26 protein-coding genes and 5 tRNA genes are annotated in these 22,307 nt (G+C 41.7%); 2 read left to right on the top strand and 29 right to left on the bottom strand.

Features of this window, described 5'->3' with window-relative positions; translation table 11 throughout:
• Positions 1-99: 99 nt before the first annotated feature.
• The 9 genes from NSQ43_RS03965 to NSQ43_RS03925 form a co-directional block, all read right to left on the bottom strand.
• Positions 100-732 carry an anti-sigma factor gene (locus NSQ43_RS03965; protein ID WP_339253199.1) on the bottom strand — a complete coding sequence of 211 codons (633 nt, stop codon included), beginning with the start codon at positions 730-732 and terminating at the stop codon, positions 100-102.
• Between the two features lie 13 nt (positions 733-745).
• Positions 746-1,309: an RNA polymerase sigma factor SigW gene (gene sigW, locus NSQ43_RS03960; protein ID WP_339253197.1), complete on the bottom strand. Its 564-nt coding sequence runs from the start codon at positions 1,307-1,309 to the stop codon at positions 746-748.
• A gap of 161 nt (positions 1,310-1,470) precedes the next feature.
• Positions 1,471-2,376: an arginase gene (rocF, locus tag NSQ43_RS03955; RefSeq protein WP_339253195.1), complete on the bottom strand. Its 906-nt coding sequence runs from the start codon at positions 2,374-2,376 to the stop codon at positions 1,471-1,473.
• A 75-nt stretch (positions 2,377-2,451) separates the two neighbouring features.
• On the bottom strand, positions 2,452-4,179 hold the full coding sequence (locus tag NSQ43_RS03950) for an EAL domain-containing protein (protein ID WP_339253193.1): 1,728 nt from the start codon (positions 4,177-4,179) through the stop codon (positions 2,452-2,454).
• Positions 4,180-4,508: 329 nt separating this feature from the next.
• Positions 4,509-4,580, bottom strand: a tRNA-Gln gene (locus NSQ43_RS03945).
• A 43-nt stretch (positions 4,581-4,623) separates the two neighbouring features.
• Positions 4,624-4,708, bottom strand: a tRNA-Tyr gene (locus tag NSQ43_RS03940).
• Between the two features lie 139 nt (positions 4,709-4,847).
• Positions 4,848-4,922: transfer RNA gene (locus NSQ43_RS03935), tRNA-Glu, on the bottom strand.
• Between the two features lie 92 nt (positions 4,923-5,014).
• Positions 5,015-5,090: transfer RNA gene (locus NSQ43_RS03930), tRNA-Thr, on the bottom strand.
• A 7-nt stretch (positions 5,091-5,097) separates the two neighbouring features.
• Positions 5,098-5,172, bottom strand: a tRNA-Asn gene (locus NSQ43_RS03925).
• A 181-nt stretch (positions 5,173-5,353) separates the two neighbouring features.
• Here NSQ43_RS03925 and NSQ43_RS03920 point away from each other — a divergent pair.
• Positions 5,354-6,019, top strand: a complete 666-nt coding sequence (locus NSQ43_RS03920; RefSeq protein ID WP_339253191.1) for a hypothetical protein — start codon at positions 5,354-5,356, stop codon at positions 6,017-6,019.
• A gap of 51 nt (positions 6,020-6,070) precedes the next feature.
• On the opposite strand, the gene NSQ43_RS03915 is transcribed toward NSQ43_RS03920, so the two are convergent.
• Positions 6,071-6,751, bottom strand: a complete 681-nt coding sequence (locus NSQ43_RS03915; protein ID WP_339253189.1) for a KinB-signaling pathway activation protein — start codon at positions 6,749-6,751, stop codon at positions 6,071-6,073.
• A 142-nt stretch (positions 6,752-6,893) separates the two neighbouring features.
• On the opposite strand from NSQ43_RS03915, the gene gerD reads away from it, so the two are divergent.
• The gene (gene gerD / locus NSQ43_RS03910; RefSeq protein ID WP_339253187.1) at positions 6,894-7,520 is read left to right on the top strand and encodes a spore germination lipoprotein GerD; all 627 of its coding nucleotides are present in this window, start codon (positions 6,894-6,896) and stop codon (positions 7,518-7,520) included.
• Positions 7,521-7,535: 15 nt separating this feature from the next.
• On the opposite strand, the gene NSQ43_RS03905 is transcribed toward gerD, so the two are convergent.
• The 19 genes from NSQ43_RS03905 to infA all read right to left on the bottom strand — a co-directional run bounded on the left by NSQ43_RS03905 (position 7,536) and on the right by infA (position 22,304).
• Entirely contained in the window at positions 7,536-8,594 is a 1,059-nt protein-coding gene (locus NSQ43_RS03905; protein WP_339253184.1) for an Mrp/NBP35 family ATP-binding protein, read from the bottom strand.
• A 78-nt stretch (positions 8,595-8,672) separates the two neighbouring features.
• The gene (locus NSQ43_RS03900) at positions 8,673-9,386 is read right to left on the bottom strand and encodes an N-acetylmuramoyl-L-alanine amidase (protein WP_339253182.1); all 714 of its coding nucleotides are present in this window, start codon (positions 9,384-9,386) and stop codon (positions 8,673-8,675) included.
• A 120-nt stretch (positions 9,387-9,506) separates the two neighbouring features.
• Positions 9,507-9,803, bottom strand: coding sequence for a rhodanese-like domain-containing protein (locus tag NSQ43_RS03895; RefSeq protein WP_339253179.1), 297 nt, complete (start codon positions 9,801-9,803; stop codon positions 9,507-9,509).
• Positions 9,804-10,049: 246 nt separating this feature from the next.
• A complete protein-coding gene (locus NSQ43_RS03890) occupies positions 10,050-11,606 on the bottom strand; it encodes a hydantoinase/oxoprolinase family protein (protein WP_339253178.1) in 1,557 nt (518 codons plus the stop codon).
• Positions 11,606-12,700: a DUF917 domain-containing protein gene (locus tag NSQ43_RS03885; RefSeq protein WP_339253176.1), complete on the bottom strand. Its 1,095-nt coding sequence runs from the start codon at positions 12,698-12,700 to the stop codon at positions 11,606-11,608. Before NSQ43_RS03885 ends, NSQ43_RS03890 begins: the two co-directional genes overlap by 1 nt.
• A 28-nt stretch (positions 12,701-12,728) precedes the next feature.
• Positions 12,729-14,054: a cytosine permease gene (locus NSQ43_RS03880; protein WP_339253174.1), complete on the bottom strand. Its 1,326-nt coding sequence runs from the start codon at positions 14,052-14,054 to the stop codon at positions 12,729-12,731.
• 111 nt (positions 14,055-14,165) lie between these two features.
• A complete protein-coding gene (locus tag NSQ43_RS03875) occupies positions 14,166-14,765 on the bottom strand; it encodes a TetR/AcrR family transcriptional regulator (protein ID WP_339253172.1) in 600 nt (199 codons plus the stop codon).
• 341 nt (positions 14,766-15,106) lie between these two features.
• On the bottom strand, positions 15,107-15,499 hold the full coding sequence (gene rpsI / locus NSQ43_RS03870) for a 30S ribosomal protein S9 (RefSeq protein WP_301242043.1): 393 nt from the start codon (positions 15,497-15,499) through the stop codon (positions 15,107-15,109).
• A 19-nt stretch (positions 15,500-15,518) separates the two neighbouring features.
• A complete protein-coding gene (gene rplM, locus NSQ43_RS03865; protein ID WP_339253168.1) occupies positions 15,519-15,956 on the bottom strand; it encodes a 50S ribosomal protein L13 in 438 nt (145 codons plus the stop codon).
• A 169-nt stretch (positions 15,957-16,125) separates the two neighbouring features.
• Complete coding sequence (truA, locus tag NSQ43_RS03860; RefSeq protein ID WP_339253166.1) at positions 16,126-16,872, bottom strand: tRNA pseudouridine(38-40) synthase TruA; 747 nt, start codon at positions 16,870-16,872, stop codon at positions 16,126-16,128.
• Positions 16,873-17,676 carry an energy-coupling factor transporter transmembrane protein EcfT gene (locus tag NSQ43_RS03855; protein WP_339253165.1) on the bottom strand — a complete coding sequence of 268 codons (804 nt, stop codon included), beginning with the start codon at positions 17,674-17,676 and terminating at the stop codon, positions 16,873-16,875.
• Entirely contained in the window at positions 17,676-18,542 is an 867-nt protein-coding gene (locus NSQ43_RS03850; RefSeq protein ID WP_339253163.1) for an energy-coupling factor ABC transporter ATP-binding protein, read from the bottom strand. Before NSQ43_RS03850 ends, NSQ43_RS03855 begins: the two co-directional genes overlap by 1 nt.
• A complete protein-coding gene (locus NSQ43_RS03845; protein ID WP_339253161.1) occupies positions 18,518-19,363 on the bottom strand; it encodes an energy-coupling factor ABC transporter ATP-binding protein in 846 nt (281 codons plus the stop codon). The genes NSQ43_RS03850 and NSQ43_RS03845 overlap by 25 nt, the downstream gene beginning before the upstream one ends.
• A gap of 276 nt (positions 19,364-19,639) precedes the next feature.
• On the bottom strand, positions 19,640-20,020 hold the full coding sequence (gene rplQ, locus NSQ43_RS03840; protein WP_339253160.1) for a 50S ribosomal protein L17: 381 nt from the start codon (positions 20,018-20,020) through the stop codon (positions 19,640-19,642).
• Positions 20,021-20,048: 28 nt separating this feature from the next.
• Positions 20,049-20,993, bottom strand: a complete 945-nt coding sequence (locus NSQ43_RS03835) for a DNA-directed RNA polymerase subunit alpha (RefSeq protein ID WP_339253158.1) — start codon at positions 20,991-20,993, stop codon at positions 20,049-20,051.
• A gap of 135 nt (positions 20,994-21,128) precedes the next feature.
• Positions 21,129-21,518 (bottom strand): 30S ribosomal protein S11, encoded by a 390-nt coding sequence (gene rpsK / locus NSQ43_RS03830; protein WP_239430248.1) that lies wholly within the window; start codon positions 21,516-21,518, stop codon positions 21,129-21,131.
• A gap of 22 nt (positions 21,519-21,540) precedes the next feature.
• Complete coding sequence (gene rpsM / locus NSQ43_RS03825) at positions 21,541-21,906, bottom strand: 30S ribosomal protein S13 (RefSeq protein WP_339253156.1); 366 nt, start codon at positions 21,904-21,906, stop codon at positions 21,541-21,543.
• A gap of 24 nt (positions 21,907-21,930) precedes the next feature.
• Complete coding sequence (rpmJ, locus tag NSQ43_RS03820) at positions 21,931-22,044, bottom strand: 50S ribosomal protein L36 (RefSeq protein WP_076758849.1); 114 nt, start codon at positions 22,042-22,044, stop codon at positions 21,931-21,933.
• 41 nt (positions 22,045-22,085) lie between these two features.
• Complete coding sequence (gene infA / locus NSQ43_RS03815; protein ID WP_060203457.1) at positions 22,086-22,304, bottom strand: translation initiation factor IF-1; 219 nt, start codon at positions 22,302-22,304, stop codon at positions 22,086-22,088.
• Positions 22,305-22,307: the final 3 nt, after the last annotated feature.

Raw genomic sequence — 22,307 nt, 5'->3', positions numbered from 1 at the left:
AGTTCTTGAAAGCAAAAATCATATCCTTGAAAAACCCACAGTTCTATACCTTAAATAAAAGCAATCGCCTTCCCGCTTGTCAGGAAGGCGATTGTTTTTCTATTTTTCGACCGGCTCGTTTTTCGAAGCGGGGAAGATATCTTTCACTGTCGTTTTAATCTTATACCAAAGCCAGTCAAACATTCGATCAATTTCTTCACTTTCCCCTGTAACTACAGCTGTAGATGCCATATATTTTGAACCACGGATGACGGTTACGTTGCCGTCGACTTCCCCTTCGATACGGAGATTTCCATTTTTCACAACGAGATCGCCTTTCACAACCTCACCAGCAGGTACAATAACCGTTTCGCCTTCAATGACGAGATTCGGTTGCTTGGTGACTGAAAACTGCTCGTTGTCGCTAAAATTGGAAAAGAATGTGGCGCTCATTAGTACAAAAAAGAGTGCAGCGGCAGCCAACATTGGATGCCTGCGTAATTGTCGTTGTATACCTGCTTGCGATTTTTCTTTCGGGAGACGTGCCATCACGCCTGAGACAAATCCGTCCGGTGCTTTTACCTTTGGAGCGCCTTGGAGGAATAAAGCCGACACTTTCAATTCATCCATCGTTTCCCTGCAATGCGGGCATGTCGATAAATGGTCTTTCAATTGTTGCTCGTCTTGGCGGCTAATGTCTCCGTCTAAATACGCGTGCATTAAATGGATAACTGGTTCCTGACACGTATTCATACTTAATTCCCTCCTACATATTACCCATCTGTTTCCGGAGCGCCTCGCGTCCACGGTGTACTCGGGTTTTTACAGTTCCTAACGGTAGTTCTAAAATATCACTAATATCCTGCAACGGCAATTCTTCCAAATAGCGCAATATGATGACTGTCCGGTATTTCTCGGGCAGTCTGCCAATTTCGTATTGGACCCGTTCCTGAGCTTCCATACGCTCAACTTCTTCTTCAGGCAAATCGCCTGTTGCCGCAATCTGTGAATACATATTAAGGCCGTCAGTTCCTGGTACAGTCGCATCTAAATAATAATCCGGCTTCTTTTTTCGAATGCGGTCGATACATAAGTTTGTAGCAATCCGGAATAACCATGTGGAAAACTTACGCTTCTGATCAAACGTATGTATGTTCACATACGCACGTACAAAAGCTTCTTGGGCGATATCCTCCGCCTCTTGTGGATTGCCAAGCATTCGATAACAAACGTGATACAGCCGATGTTGAAATAAAGAAACAATCTCGCCGAATGCATCCTGATTGCCTTTGATCACTTCATTTATTCGTTTATTGACCAATTCATCCAATGACTTTCATCCTCCGCTCTATGCGGCTGTTCCTTCTATACGATTGAAGGGTTCAACAGGTTTCATTTTTTAATCGTTATTTTATATTTTACCAAAGTTTGAGAACTTTTTCCTTATCCTTTCATTAAAAAAACTGCTTGGAAAAATCCAAGCAGCTTCTATTATAATAATTTCTCGCCAAAAAGCGAACCCATTAAGCCAACCGCCACATCCGCGGTTTTGTTCTTTTCATCTAAAATCGGATTGACCTCCACAAATTCTGCGGAAGTGATAAGTCCTGAATCCTCGAGCATTTCCATCGCCAAATGGCTTTCCCGGTAACTGATCCCACCAGGAACCGGTGTCCCAACGCCTGGTGTATATAGTGGATCCAACCCATCAAGATCTAATGACAGATGAACCCCATCAAGATTTTTGGATTTCAAGTATTCAATAGCCCCTTTCATGACAGATGTCATTCCATCACGATCGATTTCATGCATTGTATATACTTTAATGCCTTTTTCTTTAATTAATGCACGCTCTCCAGGGTCGACTGAACGGGCACCGATAATAACAACGTTTTCCGGCTTTACCTTTTGTCCATCTCCGAAAGTATTAACAAGCCTTTCATGCCCAAGTCCCATAGATACCGCAAGTGGCATGCCATGAATATTACCTGACGGGGATGTCTCTGCAGTATTCAAATCCGCATGAGCATCGTACCAGATGACACCTTGGTTTTTATATTTAGAAGTTAAACCAGCCAACGTTCCTATAGCGATGCTATGGTCTCCACCAAACACAAGCGGAAACCTACCATTCTCGATTACTCCTGCCACTCGATTGGCAAGTTCACTTGTTGCCTGTACAACTTCTTCAAGGTTTTTTAAATTTGTTTCTTCTCGATTTTTAGTTTCAAGAGCGCTTACTTGGATATCGCCTTCGTCTTGAATATTATGTCCAATAGCTTCCAATCTTTTCATAGCTCCTGCATAACGGATGGCACTTGGTCCCATATCTACACCTCTACGGCTTTGTCCGTAGTCCAGTGGAACACCAATAATTGATATATCTAATTTTCTCATTTTTACCAACCCCCCTAAACTTATAATAAGTCGTAAAAGGGAATGGCTCAACTCGACAAATTTACGGATATTTATTCATTTTTCTACTTTTTGAAACGTATATACAATTTCTTCAGGCGGTAAAGGCTTACTATACAAATAGCCTTGTCCTTCCCGGCATCCGAGTCGCTGAAGAATCCCTACTTGTTCAATCGTTTCAATTCCCTCCGCAATTACATTCAGCCCAGCTGTATCAGCCAATGTAACAATCGCTTTAACGATGGCTTGACTGTTTTCATTCACATCGATATCACGGATGAAGGACATGTCGATTTTCAATATATCCGCAGGTAGTTCCTTGATGTAACTGAAAGTACTATACCCCGTTCCAAAATCATCTATAGCCACCACTATACCTAAATCACGGATTCGTTGAATGGTATATCGCATTTCCTCACGATCCGCGAAGGAGCTTTCTGTTAGTTCAATCCCAATCTGTTCAGGACCGACTCCCTCTTCCAACATAATTCTTTTAATCGTCTCTACGATTTCCGGGTCCTCAAGTTGGACCGTTGACATATTTACTGCAATGCGGATTGGTGCATATCCCTGATTCTTCCATGCGGCCGCTTGCTTACAGGCCTCCCGTAAAATCCATTCACCTAATGGAAGAATAATTTTTGTTTCCTCCGCGAGTGGGATGAATTTATCAGGAGGAATACGGCCAAGGTCAGGGTGATTCCAACGAACCAACGCTTCCACTCCGGATAATTCACCATACACCAAATTCATTTTCGGTTGATATTCAAGCGTGAAATTTCCCATTTGGACACTTTTACGTAATTCGTTCTCCAAAATGATTCGCTCCAACGTTTTTGCAGCAGTTCGCGGTTCAAACATTTGATAGTCTCCGCCACCATGCTCCTTTACATAATGAAGTGCTTTTCCCGCATTCAAAATTAGATCCGATGGCGTTTTGGCATGCTTCGGGAAAAGTGCAATTCCGCAGCTTGTGGAAATACTGAAAGATTCTTCATCAAAACGAATCGGCATTTCCAAGTTAGACTTTATTTTCAAAGTTAACTGCTCTGCTTCTTCCTCATTTACAACATCCATTAACGTAAAGGCAAACTCATCACCTGAAATTCTACCGATTATATCCTCATCGCTGAGAATCGTTTTTAAACGATTTGCAATAACAGATAAAGCATAGTCTCCAATTTTGTGACCGTAAGAATCATTCACATGCCGAAGACGGTCAATGTTTAAATAAACCAATCCTAACTTGGATTGTCTTGTTTTGGCCGATTCCAATACCGTATAAAGCTTTTCGCTGAAGGCTTTACGGTTCAGCAAGGAGGTTAACTGATCGTTATAAGCAAGCTGATGTATCCTTTCTTTCATATGCATACGTTCCGTAATATCGTACCGTATCGAGATATAGCGCTGAGGAATCCCTTTTTCATTTAAAAAGGGAACAATTTTTGTATCTACCCAATAATAATTGCCATCCTTTGTCCGATTTCGAATTTCACCCGACCAAATTTCCCCTCGGCCAATGGTCGCCCACATATCTTTGAAAAATTTCTTCGGATGCAGGCCAGAATTGATAAGTTTATGGGTAGATCCAATTAGTTCATGTGCCTCATACTTTGATATTTTAACAAATAGTTCATTTACATATGTTATTTTTCCGGTACGGTCAGTGATGGCAACGATAGCTGATTTATCCAAAGCGAACGCAATATCGGCTAACATGCTTTCCGCATCTTGCTTATTCTCGGCAGCCGTAAATTTTTGCATCATTTCAATATAATCATGCATAGGATACTATTTTCCTCCAGTCTGAAAACCATATATACAACACAAATTGAAGTAAATACTTTCCATATAATAGTAAGATGTAAAGTTAATCAATAACCGGAAATTAAAATGCAGACTGATTGGCGCATAAATTTAGGCAATGGTTAAAACTTTTGCACCCATTATTCAATAAGTATTTCTATTATACAATACCTTTAATAGTATCCGTTAATCTCTTTATCGAACATTTTTATGTATGAACATATTAAGCACTTGGAGTAGGTTTTGGAGAAATAAAAAAAACCTTTCTTTTTGGAAGGTTTAGTGGATTTTGTGTATTAGATTAAAAGCTGGGGTAGCTGGATTCGAACCAACGAATGACGGAGTCAAAGTCCGTTGCCTTACCGCTTGGCTATACCCCAATGTTAATATCGTGATATGCTGCATCCCAGGTGTATGTATAGATGGTGGTGGGGGACGGATTCGAACCGCCGAACCCTGAGGGAGCGGATTTACAGTCCGCCGCGTTTAGCCACTTCGCTACCCCACCAGGTTAAAATTGTGATAAGCTGCGCATCTCTTTGTCAGCTGCTTTCGTTCACTCGGTCACGTACTGGAGTACGCTCCCTCTTTCTCTCAATTGCTTCCTCGACTTGCTTGGTTCAATAAAATAAAAAAAGGAACAAACATGGTGACCCCTACGGGATTCGAACCCGTGTTACCGCCGTGAAAGGGCGGTGTCTTAACCGCTTGACCAAGGGGCCATATAATAATGGTTTGTGTGAATCGCACAAATGTTATAGTAACAAATTTGTATCCAGTATGCAACCCTATTTTTGAATTTCTTTAAGATCACTGGAGCTTCCAACCGGATTCGAACCGGTGACCTCTTCCTTACCATGGAAGCACTCTACCTACTGAGCTATGGAAGCATAAAAATGGCTCCGCAGGTAGGACTCGAACCTACGACCGATCGGTTAACAGCCGATTGCTCTACCACTGAGCTACTGCGGAATCGTAATAGTATTTTTATATATTCCAACGACAAACCATAGTATAACCTAAAATCCAAAGTGAGGCAACTAGTATTTCAAACTATATCTTAACGACTTTTCCATACTAACATGTTCCAATCATATCGGTCAAGCCTTTATCATAAAGTAATTTATACATTGCGTTTCAAAGGGGATGTGACTTGAGAGCAAAACTAATACTACTCATTTTCGTTTGCACTGCCGCTGCCTTGATCTTTCCAAGCATACCCGGCTCTGATTCCTTAAAATCGGTATTCAGGTTGACGGACGAGCCGCAAGAGGTCATTGTCAGGGGGATGTCAGGTTCTGCATTGACTATCAATATATCCTTTGGCGATGAGGAAATTGAGCAATTGATTCGTGAGTTGAAGGCTCCTTATCCTTTACTTCTTCTTGATATGGATTGGGCAGATCGCTTTCCAGAAATTGTAGAAATGATCAAGAAACGTAATATTCCGACCGGACTCTTGGGACATGCGGGGTTGGAGTATGAACAAAACACTCCTCTTCTCATTGGACAGTTGGAAAAATACGAAAAACTATTTGGTGCGAAGCCATTATGGTTCAGGACTTCGGACGAGTTTTTCCCCCATTCTTTACGTAATGCTCTTTGGGATACAGAAGTGAATGCGCTTGGTTCGACTGTTCGATGGAGCAAGGGTGAACCGCCTCCCGTTTTGGAAGGGGAAATCATTTCAATCCCTCATTTTCGTGAAGAACGCATAACGTTGGCTGATTTAACTAAGCTCAATGAAACCCGCCAATATAAATCTTTGGAGGATGTGCTGTTTAATATGTCGATCAAGACGAAGAAAATACCAGAGTAATCGAGGAAAAAAAGCACAGTTTCCCATAGTAGGGATGAACTGTGCTTTTTCTCATTTTGCTTTAGCGGTTTTTACATTTGCTTTTCTTGCTTTCTTTCGAGCGTCAAGTCTTGCTTTATCTTCATCAGACTGACGATTGTATTTAGGCAACATTAGTAGCTGATATGCATTTACTGCAAGAAGTGGGAATAATAAAATTGTCACCCACGAATCGATATTTCCTGAACGCACCATCAACGCAGGGAGCCATTCAAGGGTCGTAATAACAATCATGAAAAATAATGCTGAAATAAGTGTGTGCTTTTTCGTCCATTTTGCTTTAAAGTATGCAGTTACAATGGAAACTGCAAGCAATGAAACCAACAATGTAATATACAAAAGAGTACGCCCTGTATTCCCTGCTGTCAGCTGGAATCTGAAAAATACAAGGTCAAATAGGACGACTACAATGATCAATAGCTGCACCCAATTCCATAACGTCAATGATTTAAACAAATTGACGCCAAATTGATGCACCGTCAAGTAGGCAAAGAAGCCCATTTGAGCAACGACACTCATTGTAAACCCAAGGAAAATCATCCAAACGAAAGCTCCTAAGAACTCCAAGTACTCCCCGTCAGACAAATATTGCGAGAAAAACTCCCAACGAACTATCAACCCGATGATAGCCGTGACAATTCCTCCGATTATTAATGCATTAAAAAAGAATTTTATCCAATTTCGTATGGTCACGGTATAGTTCCCCCATTTTCAATTGCTTTTTATAGTGTAACAACGTTTTGTTGAAAAATCTATTTAGTTGAGCATTAGATGCATATTCTCCCCTATTTTGTGAACAATAAATGAAAAAGCAATCGGAAGGGAAACTGATTCCATGAAGAAAAAATGGGTTCATTTGCTAATAGTTGCCATAATATTATCGGGATGTAGCATGCAGCAACAAAGTCCGAATTACGACGAGATGAAGAAAATGATGACGGATGCATTGCAGACAGAGGATGGGAAAAAAGCGATTCGGAAAATGCTTGGCGAGACAGAATTTCGTGAGCTAATCGTGTTGGAGCAACCGGAAGTGAAGAAGTCGATTGAGGACACATTATTGTCAGAAAAGGGCCAGGAATTTTGGAAGCATGCATTTGAAGATCCTAAGTTTTCGGAGGCACTTGCAAAAAGCATGAAAAATCAACAACAAGATATTATGAAGAAGTTGATAAACGACTCATCTTTTCAAAGTGAGATGGTAGAGTTTTTTGGACAACCGGATATGCAAAAGCAACTTGAGACAATCTTGCAATCGGCCGGTATGAAGAAACAAATGGAAAAATCGATTGAAGAGACGATTAACAGTCCTTTATTAAAAGCAAAATGGCAGGAGTTAATACTGAAAGCCGGTGAAGTGGCACCTACCGAGAAATCAGGTGGAGGATCTGGCGGAGGGCAAGAAGGCGGAGGTGGCGGTGGCGGTGGCGGTGGAAATGAAAGCGGAGGCGGAGGCAAATGACCTCCATCTCCGCTTTTATCTTTGTGTTTTATCTATAATCGCTTGAGCAATTTTTTCATAGGTTTTTCCAATTGGATGATCGTGCGCATAGACAGAAGGTGCGAAATCCGTTTCGCTCCAGTCTGGTTGACCAAGAGGGATTTGCCCTAATAGTTCAGTACGCAATTCTTCTGATAGGCGAGTTCCCCCACCTTGACCGAAAACGTATTCCTTCTCATTCGTTACTTTCGACTCGAACCAGGCCATATTTTCGATGACGCCCAAGATTGAATGATCCGTTTGAAGTGCCATTGCCCCAGCCCGAGCGGCTACGAAAGCAGCTGTTGGATGTGGAGTCGTAACGACAATTTCTTTTGATGATGGAATCATTTGGTGGATATCAAGTGCCACATCCCCCGTGCCAGGTGGCAAGTCTAAAATCAAATAATCAAGTGGACCCCAATCTACATCACGGAAAAATTGATCAAGCACTTTTCCTAACATTGGGCCGCGCCAAACAACAGGTGCATTGTCTTCCACAAAGAATCCCATCGATATTACTTTTACCCCGAAACGCTCAACAGGAATAATTCTATTATCTTTTACGACAGGCAACTCCGTTATTCCCATCATATCCGGTACACTAAAGCCGTATATATCTGCGTCAATCAAACCAACCCTTTTACCAAGACGGGCAAGTGATACTGCTAAATTGACGGAAACGGTGGATTTACCAACCCCGCCCTTCCCTGATGCAATCGATATGAATTCAATATTGTTTAATGGTGAAAGTAAGTCCTGTGCTTCAGATTCATCTGCTGTTCCACGGAATTTTTCAAGTGCTGCTGGTGACAGCTGTTCAAATCGGATACCAACCGAATCAGCGCCTGCAGCTTTGATGACTTCAACCACTTTCATTTGTAGATTCATTTGCTCCGCCGTGTTGACTTTGGCGATGGCCAATTTTACACTGACATGCTTCTTCTCCGGTTTAACCGATACGCTGACAATCCCATCGGTTTCCGCAAGTGTTCTATGTAAAAACGGATCCTTTAACTCGCCTACAACGTCACGGACAATTTGTTCATTTATCAATTTGGCCACTCCTTAGAGTTTTATTCAATCTCCTCTAAGTATACCATAGTGACTCTGACACAAAGACAATATTAGCCCTCAATTTTCTTCGGAAAGGTAAAATTGGATGATTCCCTCAACGATAGCATCTGCCACTTTTGACTGGTAAGCTGGATCAGTTAAAAGCGCTCGCTCTTCAGGATTCGAGATAAATCCAGTTTCGATTAGAACAGAAGGCATCGGAACTTTTTTCAGCAAATAAACACCTTTTATGGCCAGTGCTTCACGATCGGTATTTTTTAGCGTATCCCGGAATGCGCCTTGAATTGACTTCGCCAATAATTCTCCGCCAGGGTGGCCCTCAGCATGGTAAAACACTTGTGAGCCTCTCCATCTTTCTTGAGGAATTGCGTTGACATGTACACTGAGGAACATATCCGGATCCTCCTCAATGGCAATACTCTCCCGCAACTTTAAATCTGCAAGCTTTCGTTGACGGATCGTTCCAAACTTTTCACCTGGTGCATGCTCCGCTATTGCATCGCCTTCCTTTTCACGCGTCATCACGATTACTGCACCCTTTTTTTCAAGCTTCTTTTTCAGTTCATGTGCAATTTTCAAGGTAATGTCCCTTTCAACTACATCCCCGATAGAAGCTCCTCCATCCAACCCGCCATGCCCAGGGTCAATGACAATCTTAACCCCGCCTAACTGCTCGGGCATGAAAAACCCACGATCCGAAGCCTTCACTCCATAAATGACTACTAACAGAGAGGTTGCAAATAATAATCCGATGATCAGCCAACGCTTCAAATTCCACACCGCCTTTTTCCACACTATACGCAGAAATAGGATAGGATATGAATGCTTGTATTTTTTCGATAACCTGAAGCAATAAAAAAAGGAAGCCGACACGGCCCCCCTGTTTCACTCTTACTTAACTTCCCCTTGCCACTCTAACATGCCGCCAACCATATTTGTAACATCATATCCTTGGTCTTCTAAAAACTCACATGCCCGGCCACTACGTCCACCTGATCGGCAAATCATAATATACGATTTCGATTTATCTATTTCATCTAACCGTCCCGGCAACTCACCAAGCGGGATATGAATAGCTCCCGGAATCATTCCTTGTGCTACTTCATCGTCTTCCCGTACGTCAATCATGTGAGGAACCGCTCCAGTATTTAATTGTTGCTGTAAATCAGATGTTGTGATTTCCTTCATCGCAAATCCTCCTTGAATTTTCTTCCTCAATCTTATATAGATGATTGCATACAGTCCAGTACTTTGATTCAAGGTTAGATCAACATGCCCACAATCGCCTCACTTAACAGATTTGCGAGCGTTCCTCCGATGATTGCACGTAATACAATATTAAAAAAGCACCAGCAAGATGCTGGTGCTTCAGATTGTAGACTTTGATTTAGTCAACGTCTATTTTACTTAAACATTCAAGGTACGATGACCTGATTAAACTAATTCGCCAGCCGCTTTGACACGTACCCTTGTTGCGTTTCCTGGAAGGTATGCAAGTGGTACGTCTTCGATATCGACAATAATAAGGCTTTCTTTATTCGCACCTGCATTTATTGCTTCATCCATTGCTTCTTGCTTGGCTGCTTGCAAAGCATTTTCCCTACCAATTTCATCTATTAAATAGATTTTTTCAATCTGACCGCTAACTTGAGAAATTGCAGATCCAATAGCATTTGCAACACCAGAATTCTCAGGACGAAACACCCCGGAAGCACCTTTTAATTCTGTTGGAAATAGAACACTTCCCCCACCAACTAAAATAACAGGCATAGGGTTTGCACTTACCTTCACCTTATCAATTGCTTCTTCAACCATTTCCACCATTTTGTTATACACTCTTTGAAGTAATTCCTTATCCAAATGCGCTACATTAGATTGGTCACCAAGTTCGACTTTTCCTAATGCAACTGCTACATCTGTTGTCGTTAAAGTATCTCCACCAAAAATCATCGCCTCTTCAGGTAAGCGATAGCCTACGCTATCTGGCCCAATTGTAAATTCTCCATTTTCTTCGATCCGGACAATTGTCCCGCCACCTAAACCAATTGAAACTAAATCAGGCATACGGAAATTTGTACGCGCCCCACCAATCTCAACAGCTAAAGAAGACTCTCGCGGGAAGGAATTCACTAAAATTCCTACATCTGAAGTTGTCCCTCCGACGTCGACAACAATTGCATCTGTTAAATCACTTAAATAGGATGCACCTCGCAAAGAATTCGTTGGACCACAAGCAATGGTGAAAATCGGATACTTCATTGCATATTCTACAGACATTAATGTACCGTCATTTTGACCGAAGAATACCTTCGCATGGATTCCTTCATTTTTTAGTGCTTGAACAAATCCATCTGCGGCTGTTTTCGCTACTTTTATTACAGAAGCATTCAAGATGGTGGCATTTTCTCTTTCCAATAGCCCGACAGAACCGATTTCCGAAGATAACGAAATTGAAATTTCGTCACCTAAGATTTCCGTACAGATCTTTCTTGCCCGTTCTTCATGTTCTCTCGAAACTGGTGAAAAGACTGATGTAATCGCAACGGAGTCCACTTTTCCTTTTATTTCATTTGCAATTTGATACAAATGTTCTTCATCTAAAGAAACAATTTCACGCCCATCAAATTCATGCCCACCACGTACAAGGTATACATAATTTCCGAGTGCTTCACGAAGCTCATCTTGCACACCAGTCAGTGGTTTTACTGCTAAAGTAGCAGGAGCGCCTATGCGGATAACCGCAATTTCATTCAAACCTTTTCTCTCAACAATGGCATTCGTACAGTGTGTAGTTCCAAGCATGGCATAGTGAATCTCTTCCCTTGGAACATCTGCACTTGCAATTACTTTATGCATTGCATTATAAATGCCTGTTGCGACATCGACAGTTGTAGATGATTTCGTTTCTGAAATCACCTGATTATTTTCATCTAATATAACAGCGTCTGTGTGAGTTCCACCTACATCAATTCCGATCCGATACGTCCCCATTATTTCGCCCCTCCTTTATTTGCAAGTTCTTCAACTGGAATATAATCGACATCATAGCCAAAGTATCTTGGACCAACCGTTTCAAGACCTTTTTCTGTACGCCATTTCGGATGGGACGGAATTCCGATAACAACACATCTTGAACCATAACGGATTCCTTCTGTTGTAATTGGAATGCCTGTCTCTGAATCTAATACAGCAATTAAATCCGGTGTCACGCAAAGTAGCTGTTTGTCTGTTTGTGCAAGTAAATGTTCATTTTGGAAACGTAGCTCTAGAGTTTCATCCTTATATTCATTTATGCCTTCAAATGTAGCTACTCCTTTTGCAAATCCTTTTTCCGTTTTACGATTAATATCGGTTACTTTCCCTTGAAACAGTTCAAATCCACCGACTGTTTTTAGTACTTCATGAATAGCATTTACATTATTCACTTTCGCAAGGCGAATAGCTTTTCCAATCTCTTCTTCCAGCCTTAAAATGTGAGGGATACCACTTTCTTTTAAATTTTTCCCCCTCATGGAATACATGGCATTCATAACGGATCCACCCATTTGAATTGTAGCAGCACGAGCAATTCTTTCTGTCCAAACATTATCTATGGTTGATAACAACGCTGTATTTCCTTTTTCATCAGCAATGACAGCTGGTGTCGCTGATATACCATCTAAATAAAAAGTGACCATCTGCAATTCTGGAAAAGCCCTGCCCATCCCATCTGCATCTACAACGGGCAATCCTAATCTTGCAGCAAGTGCGAAAGGAAGCATGGAGTTTAGCCCACCAGCTTCAATTGGAAATGTCGCATAAACCTTCTCCCCTAAATATTCTTCCAGTTTTAGAAAGGCCTCTATCGCCTCTTCACCACTGGGAATTTTCTCAAGCAATACAGTAGGTGCTCCCATCATGGAGGAAGGTACAACTAAAGCATCATCAGGAACTTCATCCGGATCTAATACCGTTACCGGACCGAACTCTTCAATTGCTTGTAACGCCATAAGCTTTCCAATATATGGGTCGCCCCCTCCACCCGTTCCAAGTAGAGCTGCACCAACTGCGATATCTTCAATCTCCTGTTTTCCAATTATCCTCATTTCGTCAAACCTCCATTAATTGTATGACCTATACAGTTTTGCCTTCGTTATTTCTGATATTAGAAGAATACTTTATTATTAAAGCGCCAATATAATAAACAACTCCACTAACTAAAAGTGAATTGATGGATGGAATACCTATGGTTATTGTATAACCAGCTGCAAAACCAGCTATCCAGGCAATAATCGTAATCGGGTTTATCTTACCAACCGCTGGCAATTCGCCTTTTTCACGTGTTTCATCTAATTCTTTTCGGTTCGTTTTCAATATGAAATACTCAACTACCATAATTCCTGCAATTGGTGGAACAAGGACACCTAAGAAAATAAGGAAACTTACAAAGTAGTCTATAATCCCAATAATCGATAACACAGTACCAATTAACCCTATAACAAGAGTTACTTTTCCTCGATTAAGTTTTAAGTTGAATAGAGAGTCAAAAATATTTGTAAATCCTAATGAGGAAGAATAAAGATTTAAATTATTTATTTTCACCGTCGATAATACAACTACAAATGCTCCAAACCAACCAGCAGTTTGTACCATAATATTAACAATGTCGTTTGTTCTAGCAGCGAGTGCAAGTAATACTGCAATCATATTAATACCAAGTTCGCCTACGAGAATACCTATCGTCGCCATCCAAAAAACGTCTTTACTACTTTTAGCAAAACGACTAAAGTCTGGTGTAATGACAGCACCAATAATAAATCCTCCTGCAATCATCGTTGCAGCAGCTCCCATTGTTAGCACATCACCAGCCGGGGCTGCAGTTAACAAATCAGAAAACGAGTAGTCACTCAATACGTGATAGATACCAAATCCTACTGCTAATAGGAATGCAGGGACTGTAATTGTTGCGGTAAGACTCAATAACTTAAATCCAAAGATAACCAGTACCGTAACACCTAAACCTGTAATTGTTGCAGCTAAAGGAAGCGATAATTTACCCCCAGTTGCCTGTACAATCCCTTCTGCAAAAACTGAATTTTGAACGCCAAACCAGCCAATACAAGCAATCGCTATGACAGCTCCAATAATACTGGATCCATATCGCCCAAAACCTGTATACCTTGCCAAAAGACTTGTTGAAAGTCCTTCACGTGCACCAGCATAGCCTAAAAGAAAACTAATGATTTGGAGGATGATACTACCTAACACCGTTGCCCAGAATGCTTGCCAAAATGTCATGCCATACCCCAAGGTTGCGCCCAACATAAACTGGCTAATGGTTGCTAATGCACCAACTCGTATAATGGTAATACTCCATAGAGATTGTCGTGCTGTCATCGGCACCCTTGTTAATGAATAATCATCTCCAATAGTTGCTTTCACTTTTGTTGTGCTTTCCATTTTCTTACCTCCTAAGATGATTATTGTATGCCGATAAATTTCGCCTCAAAGAGTTTCTTTATTCTGACACTTGTAAATATAAGTGCTTACTGTATTCCTCATTACGCTTTATTACCGAATGTATTTCTCATTCAGTTCTTCGAATAGTACATGAATTATTTGATTTGCGAGTACTTCCTGTCGCTCTAAATTTTCATCATCGTATAACTTAATTCCCCAAAAAACGCCATTACCAATTAGTATAAATTTTTCTACGATACGATCCATATCCGATGATGATATATTTGGATACTCGCTTTTCAGAAGGGATCCAAGTATGTTTACAAGCCATTCGTTATAACGAAGCATATGGTTATTCAAATACTTAGAGATTTCCACTACTGGAGATGTAACGAGTGAGATATATGCATTCGTTCCTTCCATATCTCCCTTATGGTGAGAAATAATTCCCTGTATCATCGCTGTGAAAATTTGCTCAACAGGCCTGTCCCAATTATCTTTTAATATCAGCTCCATTTTCTCAAAGTGGTTATCTAATAATTGTTTAAATGCAGCTACAAATAACTCTTCCTTATTTTTGAAGAAAAAGTAAATTGAAGGTGGCTTTATCCCAACTTCATCAGCAATTTTCCTCATCGTCGCTCCATGATACCCATGTATTGCGTATTGTTTAATTGCTGCATTTATCAAATTCTCACGGATGACTATCACCACCTAACAAATGTTAGGGTTAATTATATGTGCAAAATTTATTTGTTGTCAACGAGTTTTTTCATAATTTCAGCAACGTAAATATTTCCACAAAACTGGATACACTGAACTATCCTTGTATTCATGCATATGAATTCGCTTACAATTTTTTAATTAAATCCAAAAATTTCATAAAAAAAGTTCCAATAAAATCGTAAATACAGTGATTCAATGAACCAAACAAACGGCGGATAATTGTTGAGGTAAACTTTTGGAAAGAAGTTGGAAGGGTTAACAAAACAGGTTGAAGAGAAAAAAGACCCTTTCCACATAAGTGAAAAGGGTCTTGAAACGTATATAGATTAACGTTTTGAGAACTGAGGTGCACGACGAGCGCCTTTAAGACCGTATTTTTTACGTTCTTTCATGCGTGAGTCACGTGTTAGCAAACCAGCTGCTTTCAATGGTGCACGGAAGTCAGGGTCTACGTTAAGTAGAGCGCGAGCTACGCCGTGACGGATAGCGCCTGCTTGTCCTGTGTATCCGCCGCCGTGGACGTTTACATGGATGTCATAGCTACCAAGTGTTTGTGTTGCTACAAGTGGTTGTTTAATCACTTCGCGAAGTGTTTCGAATGGTACGTAGTCTTCTACGTCACGGTTGTTGACGACGATTTTGCCTTCGCCAGGAACGAGACGTACACGAGCTACTGAGCTTTTGCGACGGCCAGTGCCGATATATTGTACTTGTGCCAAAGGTGTTTCCTCCTCTTAATTATCCACGAAGCTCGTATGCTTCTGGTTTTTGTGCCGTATGTGGATGTTCCGCTCCAGCATAGACATGAAGTTTCTTGAATGTTTGACGACCAAGAGGGCCTTTTGGAAGCATCCCTTTAATCGCAAGTTCCAACATTTTAGTTGGGTAGTTTGTACGCATTTCAAGAGCAGTACGTTGTTTAAGATTACCTGTATAGCCTGTGTGGCGATAGTAGATTTTATCTTTTAATTTATTCCCAGACAATTGGATTTTCTCAGCGTTGATGATGATCACGTGATCACCAGTGTCAACGTGTGGTGTGAACGTAGGTTTATGTTTGCCGCGCAAAATCGCTGCAACTTCAGAAGCAAGACGACCAAGCGTCTGTCCTTCAGCGTCGACAACGAGCCATTTACGCTCTACTTCGTGACCTTTAGCCATGAATGTTGTACGCATGTATGTTTCCTCCTAAAATATATCAATCTGTTCCGTTGTTTTCTCTATCCCTAAACACAAATAAACTTTCCGGGGCTTATTGTGGGGTTATTGAAATACCATTAATCATCTTATATCGAATACGATCATAAGTCAAGCGTTTTATAAGAAAACGCCAGGAAAAGTTGGCTCAGCTATCATACGTCACATTCATCAAGTACAAACCGTGTGCCGGCGCTGTTTTGCCTACCTTTTTACGATCCTTCGCCTCGATCATTTCTTTCATGTCCGATGGCTCGTTCCAACCGATGCCTACAGCGAAAAGCATGCCTGCAATCGTTCGTACCATATTGTATAGAAATCCGTCGCCTTCAATCGTCATGATCAGTTCTTCACCTATCTCAACGACTGTTAATTCACGCACGGTCCTCACTTTACTTGCAGTTGCCGTTTTTGACGAGCAAAAGCTTGTAAAATCATGCGTCCCTATGAAATACGTGGCAGCTTCACGCATCCGTTCAACATCCGGATGCCACTTCCCAAGGTGCACAACATAATTCCTTTCAAAAGGACTTTGTATCTCACTTCGGGACCATTTGTACATGTATGTCTTTCCTGTTGCAGAATAACGCGCATGGAATTCTTCGTCCACAAATTCAACGTCAACGACTCGGACATCTTTTGGCAATAAAACATTCAGCGCCATCCGCCAACGATCTGGAGTAAGACTTAATGGCGTATCAAAATGGATCACCTGTCCATAGGCATGTACACCGGCGTCCGTCCGTCCACTTGCTACGGAATAGATCGATTTGTCTTTGTGGAGCTTAACAAGCGCTTTATCAATTACAGATTGCACGGTCCGCATATTCGGCTGAAATTGGTATCCTGCAAAATCCGTGCCATCATAAGAAACTGTAGCTTTTACCCGTTTCATTCAGCTACCTCCCCTCAACCAAACAAGAGCGGCTACCAAAATGATAAAAACAATAATAACCAATGTATCGCGTCCTTGCCAATTCAACTGGCGATACCTCGTCCTTCCTTCCCCGCCGCGATATCCACGCACTTCCATCGCGATGGCGAGATCTTCCGCCCTTTTGAATGCGCTCACGAATAAAGGAACAAGGAGCGGCACAACAGCTTGGATTCTTTCCTTTACCGTCCCACTCGTCAAATCAGATCCCCGCGCTAACTGTGCTTTCAATATTTTATCCGTTTCATCCATTAAAGTAGGGATGAAGCGCAATGAAATAGACATCATCAATGCCAATTCATGAACCGGCAATTTAATGCGCTTTAATGGATTCAATAATGTTTCCATCCCGTCCGTGATAGAAATCGGTGAGGTGGTCAATGTTAACACGGTCGTCATCAGAACAAGGACAAGGAAACGGATTGAAATGAAAATCCCTTGCCGCAGCCCTTCTTCATGTATTTTCAAAACCTTCAAATCTACAAGCACTGGACCTTCCTTCGTGAAGATAAAGTGCATGAGAAATGTAAAAATAATTAAGAAGAGGATTGGCTTTAGACCATTTAATAAAAAGTATAACTTAATCTTTGAAATAAAAATAACAAGCAAAGTAAACGCTAAAATGAGTGCATAGGTAAATGTATTATTCGCTAAAAAGACCGCAATGATGAACAGGAATACGAAAATGAGTTTAGACCGCGGATCCAATTTATGGATGAATGAGTCCCCTGGCACAAATCGCCCGAAAATCATTTTCTCCAACATTATTGTTCACCATCCTTCAAGGCGGCTGCAATTTCGAAAGCAAGTTGCTCCTCTGTTAATGCCAACTTGCCCAACGGCTTACCAGTAAGCTTTTCAAAATCACGCTGGAACGCCACAGAACGCGGCAAGCCGAGTCGGAAGGACTTTAACCGTTCAGCATTACTAAACACCTCTGTGGGTGTGCCAGCCATCACAGAACGCCCTTCATGCATGACAAGTATATGATCTGCATACTTAGCCGCATCTTCCATGCTATGCGTAACAAGAATGGTCGTTAGACCCTCCTCTTCGTGCAGTTTATTGAATAATTCCATGATTTCTTTTCGTCCACGTGGATCGAGTCCTGCAGTTGGTTCGTCCAAGATTAATATGGATGGTTTAAAAGCAAGGACTCCTGCAATTGCCACCCGGCGCATCTGTCCTCCAGATAAATCGAAAGGCGATTTTTCTGCAACGTCTTCGGGCAGTCCAAGTAATTTGATCAGCTCATGGGCACGTCTTCTTGCCTCTTCAGCAGGAACTCCAAAATTCATAGGTCCAAACATAATATCCTTCTCCACAGTTTCCTCGAACAATTGATGTTCAGGAAATTGGAAGACAATGCCGACACGTTTGCGAATTTCTCTCAACTCTTTAGCTTTTGTGCCCGCGGTTATGTTGACATCCCCGATGCACACTGTTCCCTCGGTAGGTTTCAGAAGACCATTTAAATGAAGAAGCAATGTCGATTTACCAGATCCAGTATGACCAATGACCGCTGTATAGGAGCCCGATTTAATAGTGGCATTCACTTCATGCAATGCCCGTTTTTCAAATGGTGTCCCTTCTGCATATGAATATCCTACTTGTTGCAGTGAAATGTCCATAGTTCATTCACCAACTCTTCTTCCGTTGTATGTTCACCTTGTAGTGCGATACCTTCAGAACGGAGTAATCTTGAAAGTCTTGATGCGAAAGGCAAGTCAAGCCCGATCGCCTCAAGTTCTTCGTCATGGGAGAAAATCTCTTCAGGCTTTCCGCTCATCAACATCTTCCCATCATTCATAACGATGACCTTGTCTGCCAATAGAACCTCTTCAAGATCATGTGTAATCGAAATGACGGTGAGTCCGGTTGCTCGTTTCAATTCGTCAACGATTTTAATCACTTCGTCTCGTCCTTGTGGATCAAGCATAGATGTCGCTTCGTCTAATATCAATAGCTCTGGCCGCATTGCAAGCGCACCTGCAATGGCTACCCGTTGTTTTTGTCCCCCCGAGAGGTGATGGGGTTCATGATCCAGAAATCCTGCCATGTTCACTTGAGCAAGCGACTCATGGACTCTTGGCACCATCTGTTCAAACGGTACACCGTTATTTTCGAGTGCGAATGCTACGTCGTCCTGAACAGTTGACCCTACGAATTGGTTATCCGGATTTTGAAAAACCATGCCAATCCGTGAACGTACATCCCATAGGTTTTCTTCGCTCAATTCTTCAAGAAAAACATTAAGTTTACCGGTTTCAGGAAAAAGTAGGCCAATCATCATTTTGGCCAGCGTCGATTTACCCGAACCATTATGACCGACAATTGCAATCCATTCCCCTTCCCAAACGGTGAAGCTTACATCATTAACCGCTTTACGGGATTCACCTTCAACAGACTCGTATGTATAGGAAACATGATCCAACGATAAAATTTCTTTCACACCATTCACCTCCGGATACTTTCAATTATGTATAAAATACAAGAATTCTACAACAATTCCTGCGTATAAATAAAAAAAGCGCGCACCTCATCCGAAGAAATGCGCTTTTATCTATTCTGATGCCGGGTGCTCAATCCGGATCAGCGGATGAGATGCGTAGAGCTAGACCGATCGGCTAAACCGTCGATCGTAACACTCAGCTTTTAATATTTGTCGTATAAATGAAAAGGGTGTGGCTGTGCGTATGCCAGACACACCCTTAATTGTTGTGTATGATTATACTAATTCAATAACAACGACCGGTGCTCCGTCTCCACGACGAGGTCCCATTTTCAAGATACGTGTATAACCGCCTTGGCGATCCGCGTAACGTGGTGCAACGTTATCAAATAGTTTTTGAATAGCATATACTTCCTTCTCGTTGCCTTCTTCATCTGAAGTTGTAACTAACTCACGACGAATGAATTCAGCAGCTTGACGACGTGCGTGCAAGTCACCGCGTTTGCCAAGAGTGATCATCTTTTCAACAACTGAACGCAATTCTTTCGCACGCGCTTCAGTAGTTTGGATGCGCTCATGTACGATAAGATCTGTCGCTAAGTCGCGAAGCATTGCTTTACGTTGTGAACTTGTGCGTCCAAGTTTTCTGTAACCCATAGAAGTTTCCCTCCTTCAATCTAGTTGTTTAATCTTCCGAGCGCAACTCGAGGTTCAGCTCTTCCAATTTCGCCTTCACTTCTTCAAGTGATTTACGGCCAAGGTTGCGCACTTTCATCATTTCGTCTTCGGACTTGTTTGCAAGTTCGAGTACAGTATTGATGCCTGCGCGTTTTAGGCAGTTATAAGATCTAACAGATAGATCAAGTTCTTCGATAGTCATCTCAAGGACTTTCTCTTTTTGATCTTCTTCTTTTTCTACCATAATTTCAGCAGTTTGTGCCTCGTCAGTCATTCCAACGAAGATGTTCAAATGCTCCGTCAGGATTTTTGCTCCGAGCGAAACAGCTTCTTTCGGACCGATGCTACCATCTGTCCAAATATCAAACGTCAACTTATCAAAGTTAGTACTTTGACCTACACGAGTATTCTCGACTTGGAAATTGACGCGTGAAACTGGAGTGTAAATAGAGTCGATCGGAATAACACCAATCGCAAGATCCTCACGTTTGTTCTGATCTGAAGGTGCATATCCTCTTCCACGGACAGCATACATACGCATGCGTAAATGACCGTTTTTACCAAGTGTAGCTATTTGAAGTTCCGGATTCAATACTTCGACATCACTATCATGAGTAATATCAGCAGCAGTGACTGTACCTTCACCCTTCACATCTATTTCAATCACTTTCTCATCATCTGAATAGATTTTGAGAGCAAGTTTCTTCACATTCAAAATAATTGTTGCAACGTCTTCGACGACACCTTCAATTGTTGAGAATTCATGAAGTACTCCATCGATCTGGATAGATGTCACGGCAGCTCCTGGCAACGAGGAAAGAAGAATACGGCGCAAGGAATTCCCTAAAGTATTTCCATATCCACGCTCCAACGGTTCGATAATAAACTTACCAAACTTGGAATCTTCACTGATCATAACGGTTTCAATCTTCGGCTTCTCAATCTCGATCATTCATTTACCCTCCTTCAAAACGTCTAGTATATAGGCCGTTCCATATTGAAATCGATTATCAAACATTATTATAAACAATCACACAACTCATTTTTACCAAAAATTGTGCTTTTCAATCAATTGGAGAACAAACCATTATACACGGCGGCGTTTTGGTGGGCGGCATCCGTTATGTGGAACCGGAGTTACGTCTCTGATTGCAGTTACTTCAAGACCTGCAGCTTGTAGTGAACGAATTGCAGCTTCACGACCAGCACCTGGTCCTTTAACAGTAACTTCCAAAGATTTCAAGCCGTGCTCCATAGCTGCTTTAGCAGCTGTTTCAGCAGCCATTTGTGCAGCGAACGGAGTTGATTTACGAGAACCTCTGAATCCTAGTGCACCAGCACTTGACCATGAAAGTGCATTACCATGACTATCAGTGATCGTTACGATTGTATTGTTGAACGTCGAACGGATATGTGCAATACCAGTTTCAATATTCTTTTTCACACGACGTTTACGAGTTTGTTGTTTACGTGCCATGTACGAAAACCTCCTTTACCTATTATTTCTTCTTGTTCGCTACAGTCCGTTTAGGACCTTTACGTGTACGAGCGTTATTTTTCGTGTTTTGACCACGAACCGGTAAACCACGGCGGTGACGGATGCCTCGGTTGCTTCCGATTTCCATCAAACGTTTGATGTTAAGGGAAGTTTCACGACGAAGGTCCCCTTCAACTTTCAAGCCGTCGATTTGCTCACGGATTTTATCAAGTTCTGCTTCAGTAAGATCGCGAACACGAGTTTCTTCAGAAACACCAGCGTTAGCAAGGACCTTTTGTGCAGTTGTTTTACCAATTCCAAAAATGTATGTCAATGAAATGACTACGCGCTTATCGCGCGGTACGTCTACACCAGCAATACGTGCCATATAGTTAGTGCACCTCCCTTTGTATTAGCCTTGTCTTTGTTTATGTTTTGGATTTTCACAGATTACCATTACTCGGCCGCGTCTGCGAATAACTTTACATTTTTCACAGATCGGTTTTACAGATGGTCTTACTTTCATCTTACCCAACCTCCTTCAATAGTCCGGAGTTGCAAAAGTTATTATTTGAAACGGTATGTGATACGACCGCGTGTTAAATCATAAGGTGAGAGTTCCATCGTCACTTTGTCACCAGGCAGGATACGGATAAAGTGCATGCGAATCTTGCCAGAAACATGTGCAAGAATCGTATGACCATTTTCCAACTCCACCTTGAACATTGCGTTCGGCAACGTTTCGACTACAGTACCTTCAACTTCAATTACGTCGTCCTTCGCCATCAA

Source organism: Sporosarcina sp. FSL W8-0480, from assembly GCF_037963765.1.
GTDB lineage: Bacteria > Bacillota > Bacilli > Bacillales_A > Planococcaceae > Sporosarcina.
This window is presented reverse-complemented; position numbering and strand designations above follow the sequence as displayed.

Coding starts and splice junctions, on each gene's coding strand:
- NSQ43_RS03965 (WP_339253199.1), bottom strand. CDS start 732: ATGAATACGTGTCAGGAACCAGTTATCCATTTAATGCACGCGTATTTA.
- rocF (WP_339253195.1), bottom strand. CDS start 2,376: ATGAGAAAATTAGATATATCAATTATTGGTGTTCCACTGGACTACGGA.
- NSQ43_RS03950 (WP_339253193.1), bottom strand. CDS start 4,179: ATGCATGATTATATTGAAATGATGCAAAAATTTACGGCTGCCGAGAAT.
- gerD (WP_339253187.1), top strand. CDS start 6,894: ATGAAGAAAAAATGGGTTCATTTGCTAATAGTTGCCATAATATTATCG.
- NSQ43_RS03895 (WP_339253179.1), bottom strand. CDS start 9,803: ATGAAGGAAATCACAACATCTGATTTACAGCAACAATTAAATACTGGA.
- NSQ43_RS03890 (WP_339253178.1), bottom strand. CDS start 11,606: ATGGGGACGTATCGGATCGGAATTGATGTAGGTGGAACTCACACAGAC.
- NSQ43_RS03885 (WP_339253176.1), bottom strand. CDS start 12,700: ATGAGGATAATTGGAAAACAGGAGATTGAAGATATCGCAGTTGGTGCA.
- NSQ43_RS03880 (WP_339253174.1), bottom strand. CDS start 14,054: ATGGAAAGCACAACAAAAGTGAAAGCAACTATTGGAGATGATTATTCA.
- rplM (WP_339253168.1), bottom strand. CDS start 15,956: ATGCGTACAACATTCATGGCTAAAGGTCACGAAGTAGAGCGTAAATGG.
- truA (WP_339253166.1), bottom strand. CDS start 16,872: ATGAAACGGGTAAAAGCTACAGTTTCTTATGATGGCACGGATTTTGCA.
- NSQ43_RS03855 (WP_339253165.1), bottom strand. CDS start 17,676: ATGTTGGAGAAAATGATTTTCGGGCGATTTGTGCCAGGGGACTCATTC.
- NSQ43_RS03850 (WP_339253163.1), bottom strand. CDS start 18,542: ATGGACATTTCACTGCAACAAGTAGGATATTCATATGCAGAAGGGACA.
- rplQ (WP_339253160.1), bottom strand. CDS start 20,020: ATGGGTTACAGAAAACTTGGACGCACAAGTTCACAACGTAAAGCAATG.
- NSQ43_RS03835 (WP_339253158.1), bottom strand. CDS start 20,993: ATGATCGAGATTGAGAAGCCGAAGATTGAAACCGTTATGATCAGTGAA.
- rpsK (WP_239430248.1), bottom strand. CDS start 21,518: ATGGCACGTAAACAACAAACTCGTAAACGTCGTGTGAAAAAGAATATT.
- rpsM (WP_339253156.1), bottom strand. CDS start 21,906: ATGGCACGTATTGCTGGTGTAGACGTACCGCGCGATAAGCGCGTAGTC.
- rpmJ (WP_076758849.1), bottom strand. CDS start 22,044: ATGAAAGTAAGACCATCTGTAAAACCGATCTGTGAAAAATGTAAAGTT.
- infA (WP_060203457.1), bottom strand. CDS start 22,304: ATGGCGAAGGACGACGTAATTGAAGTTGAAGGTACTGTAGTCGAAACG.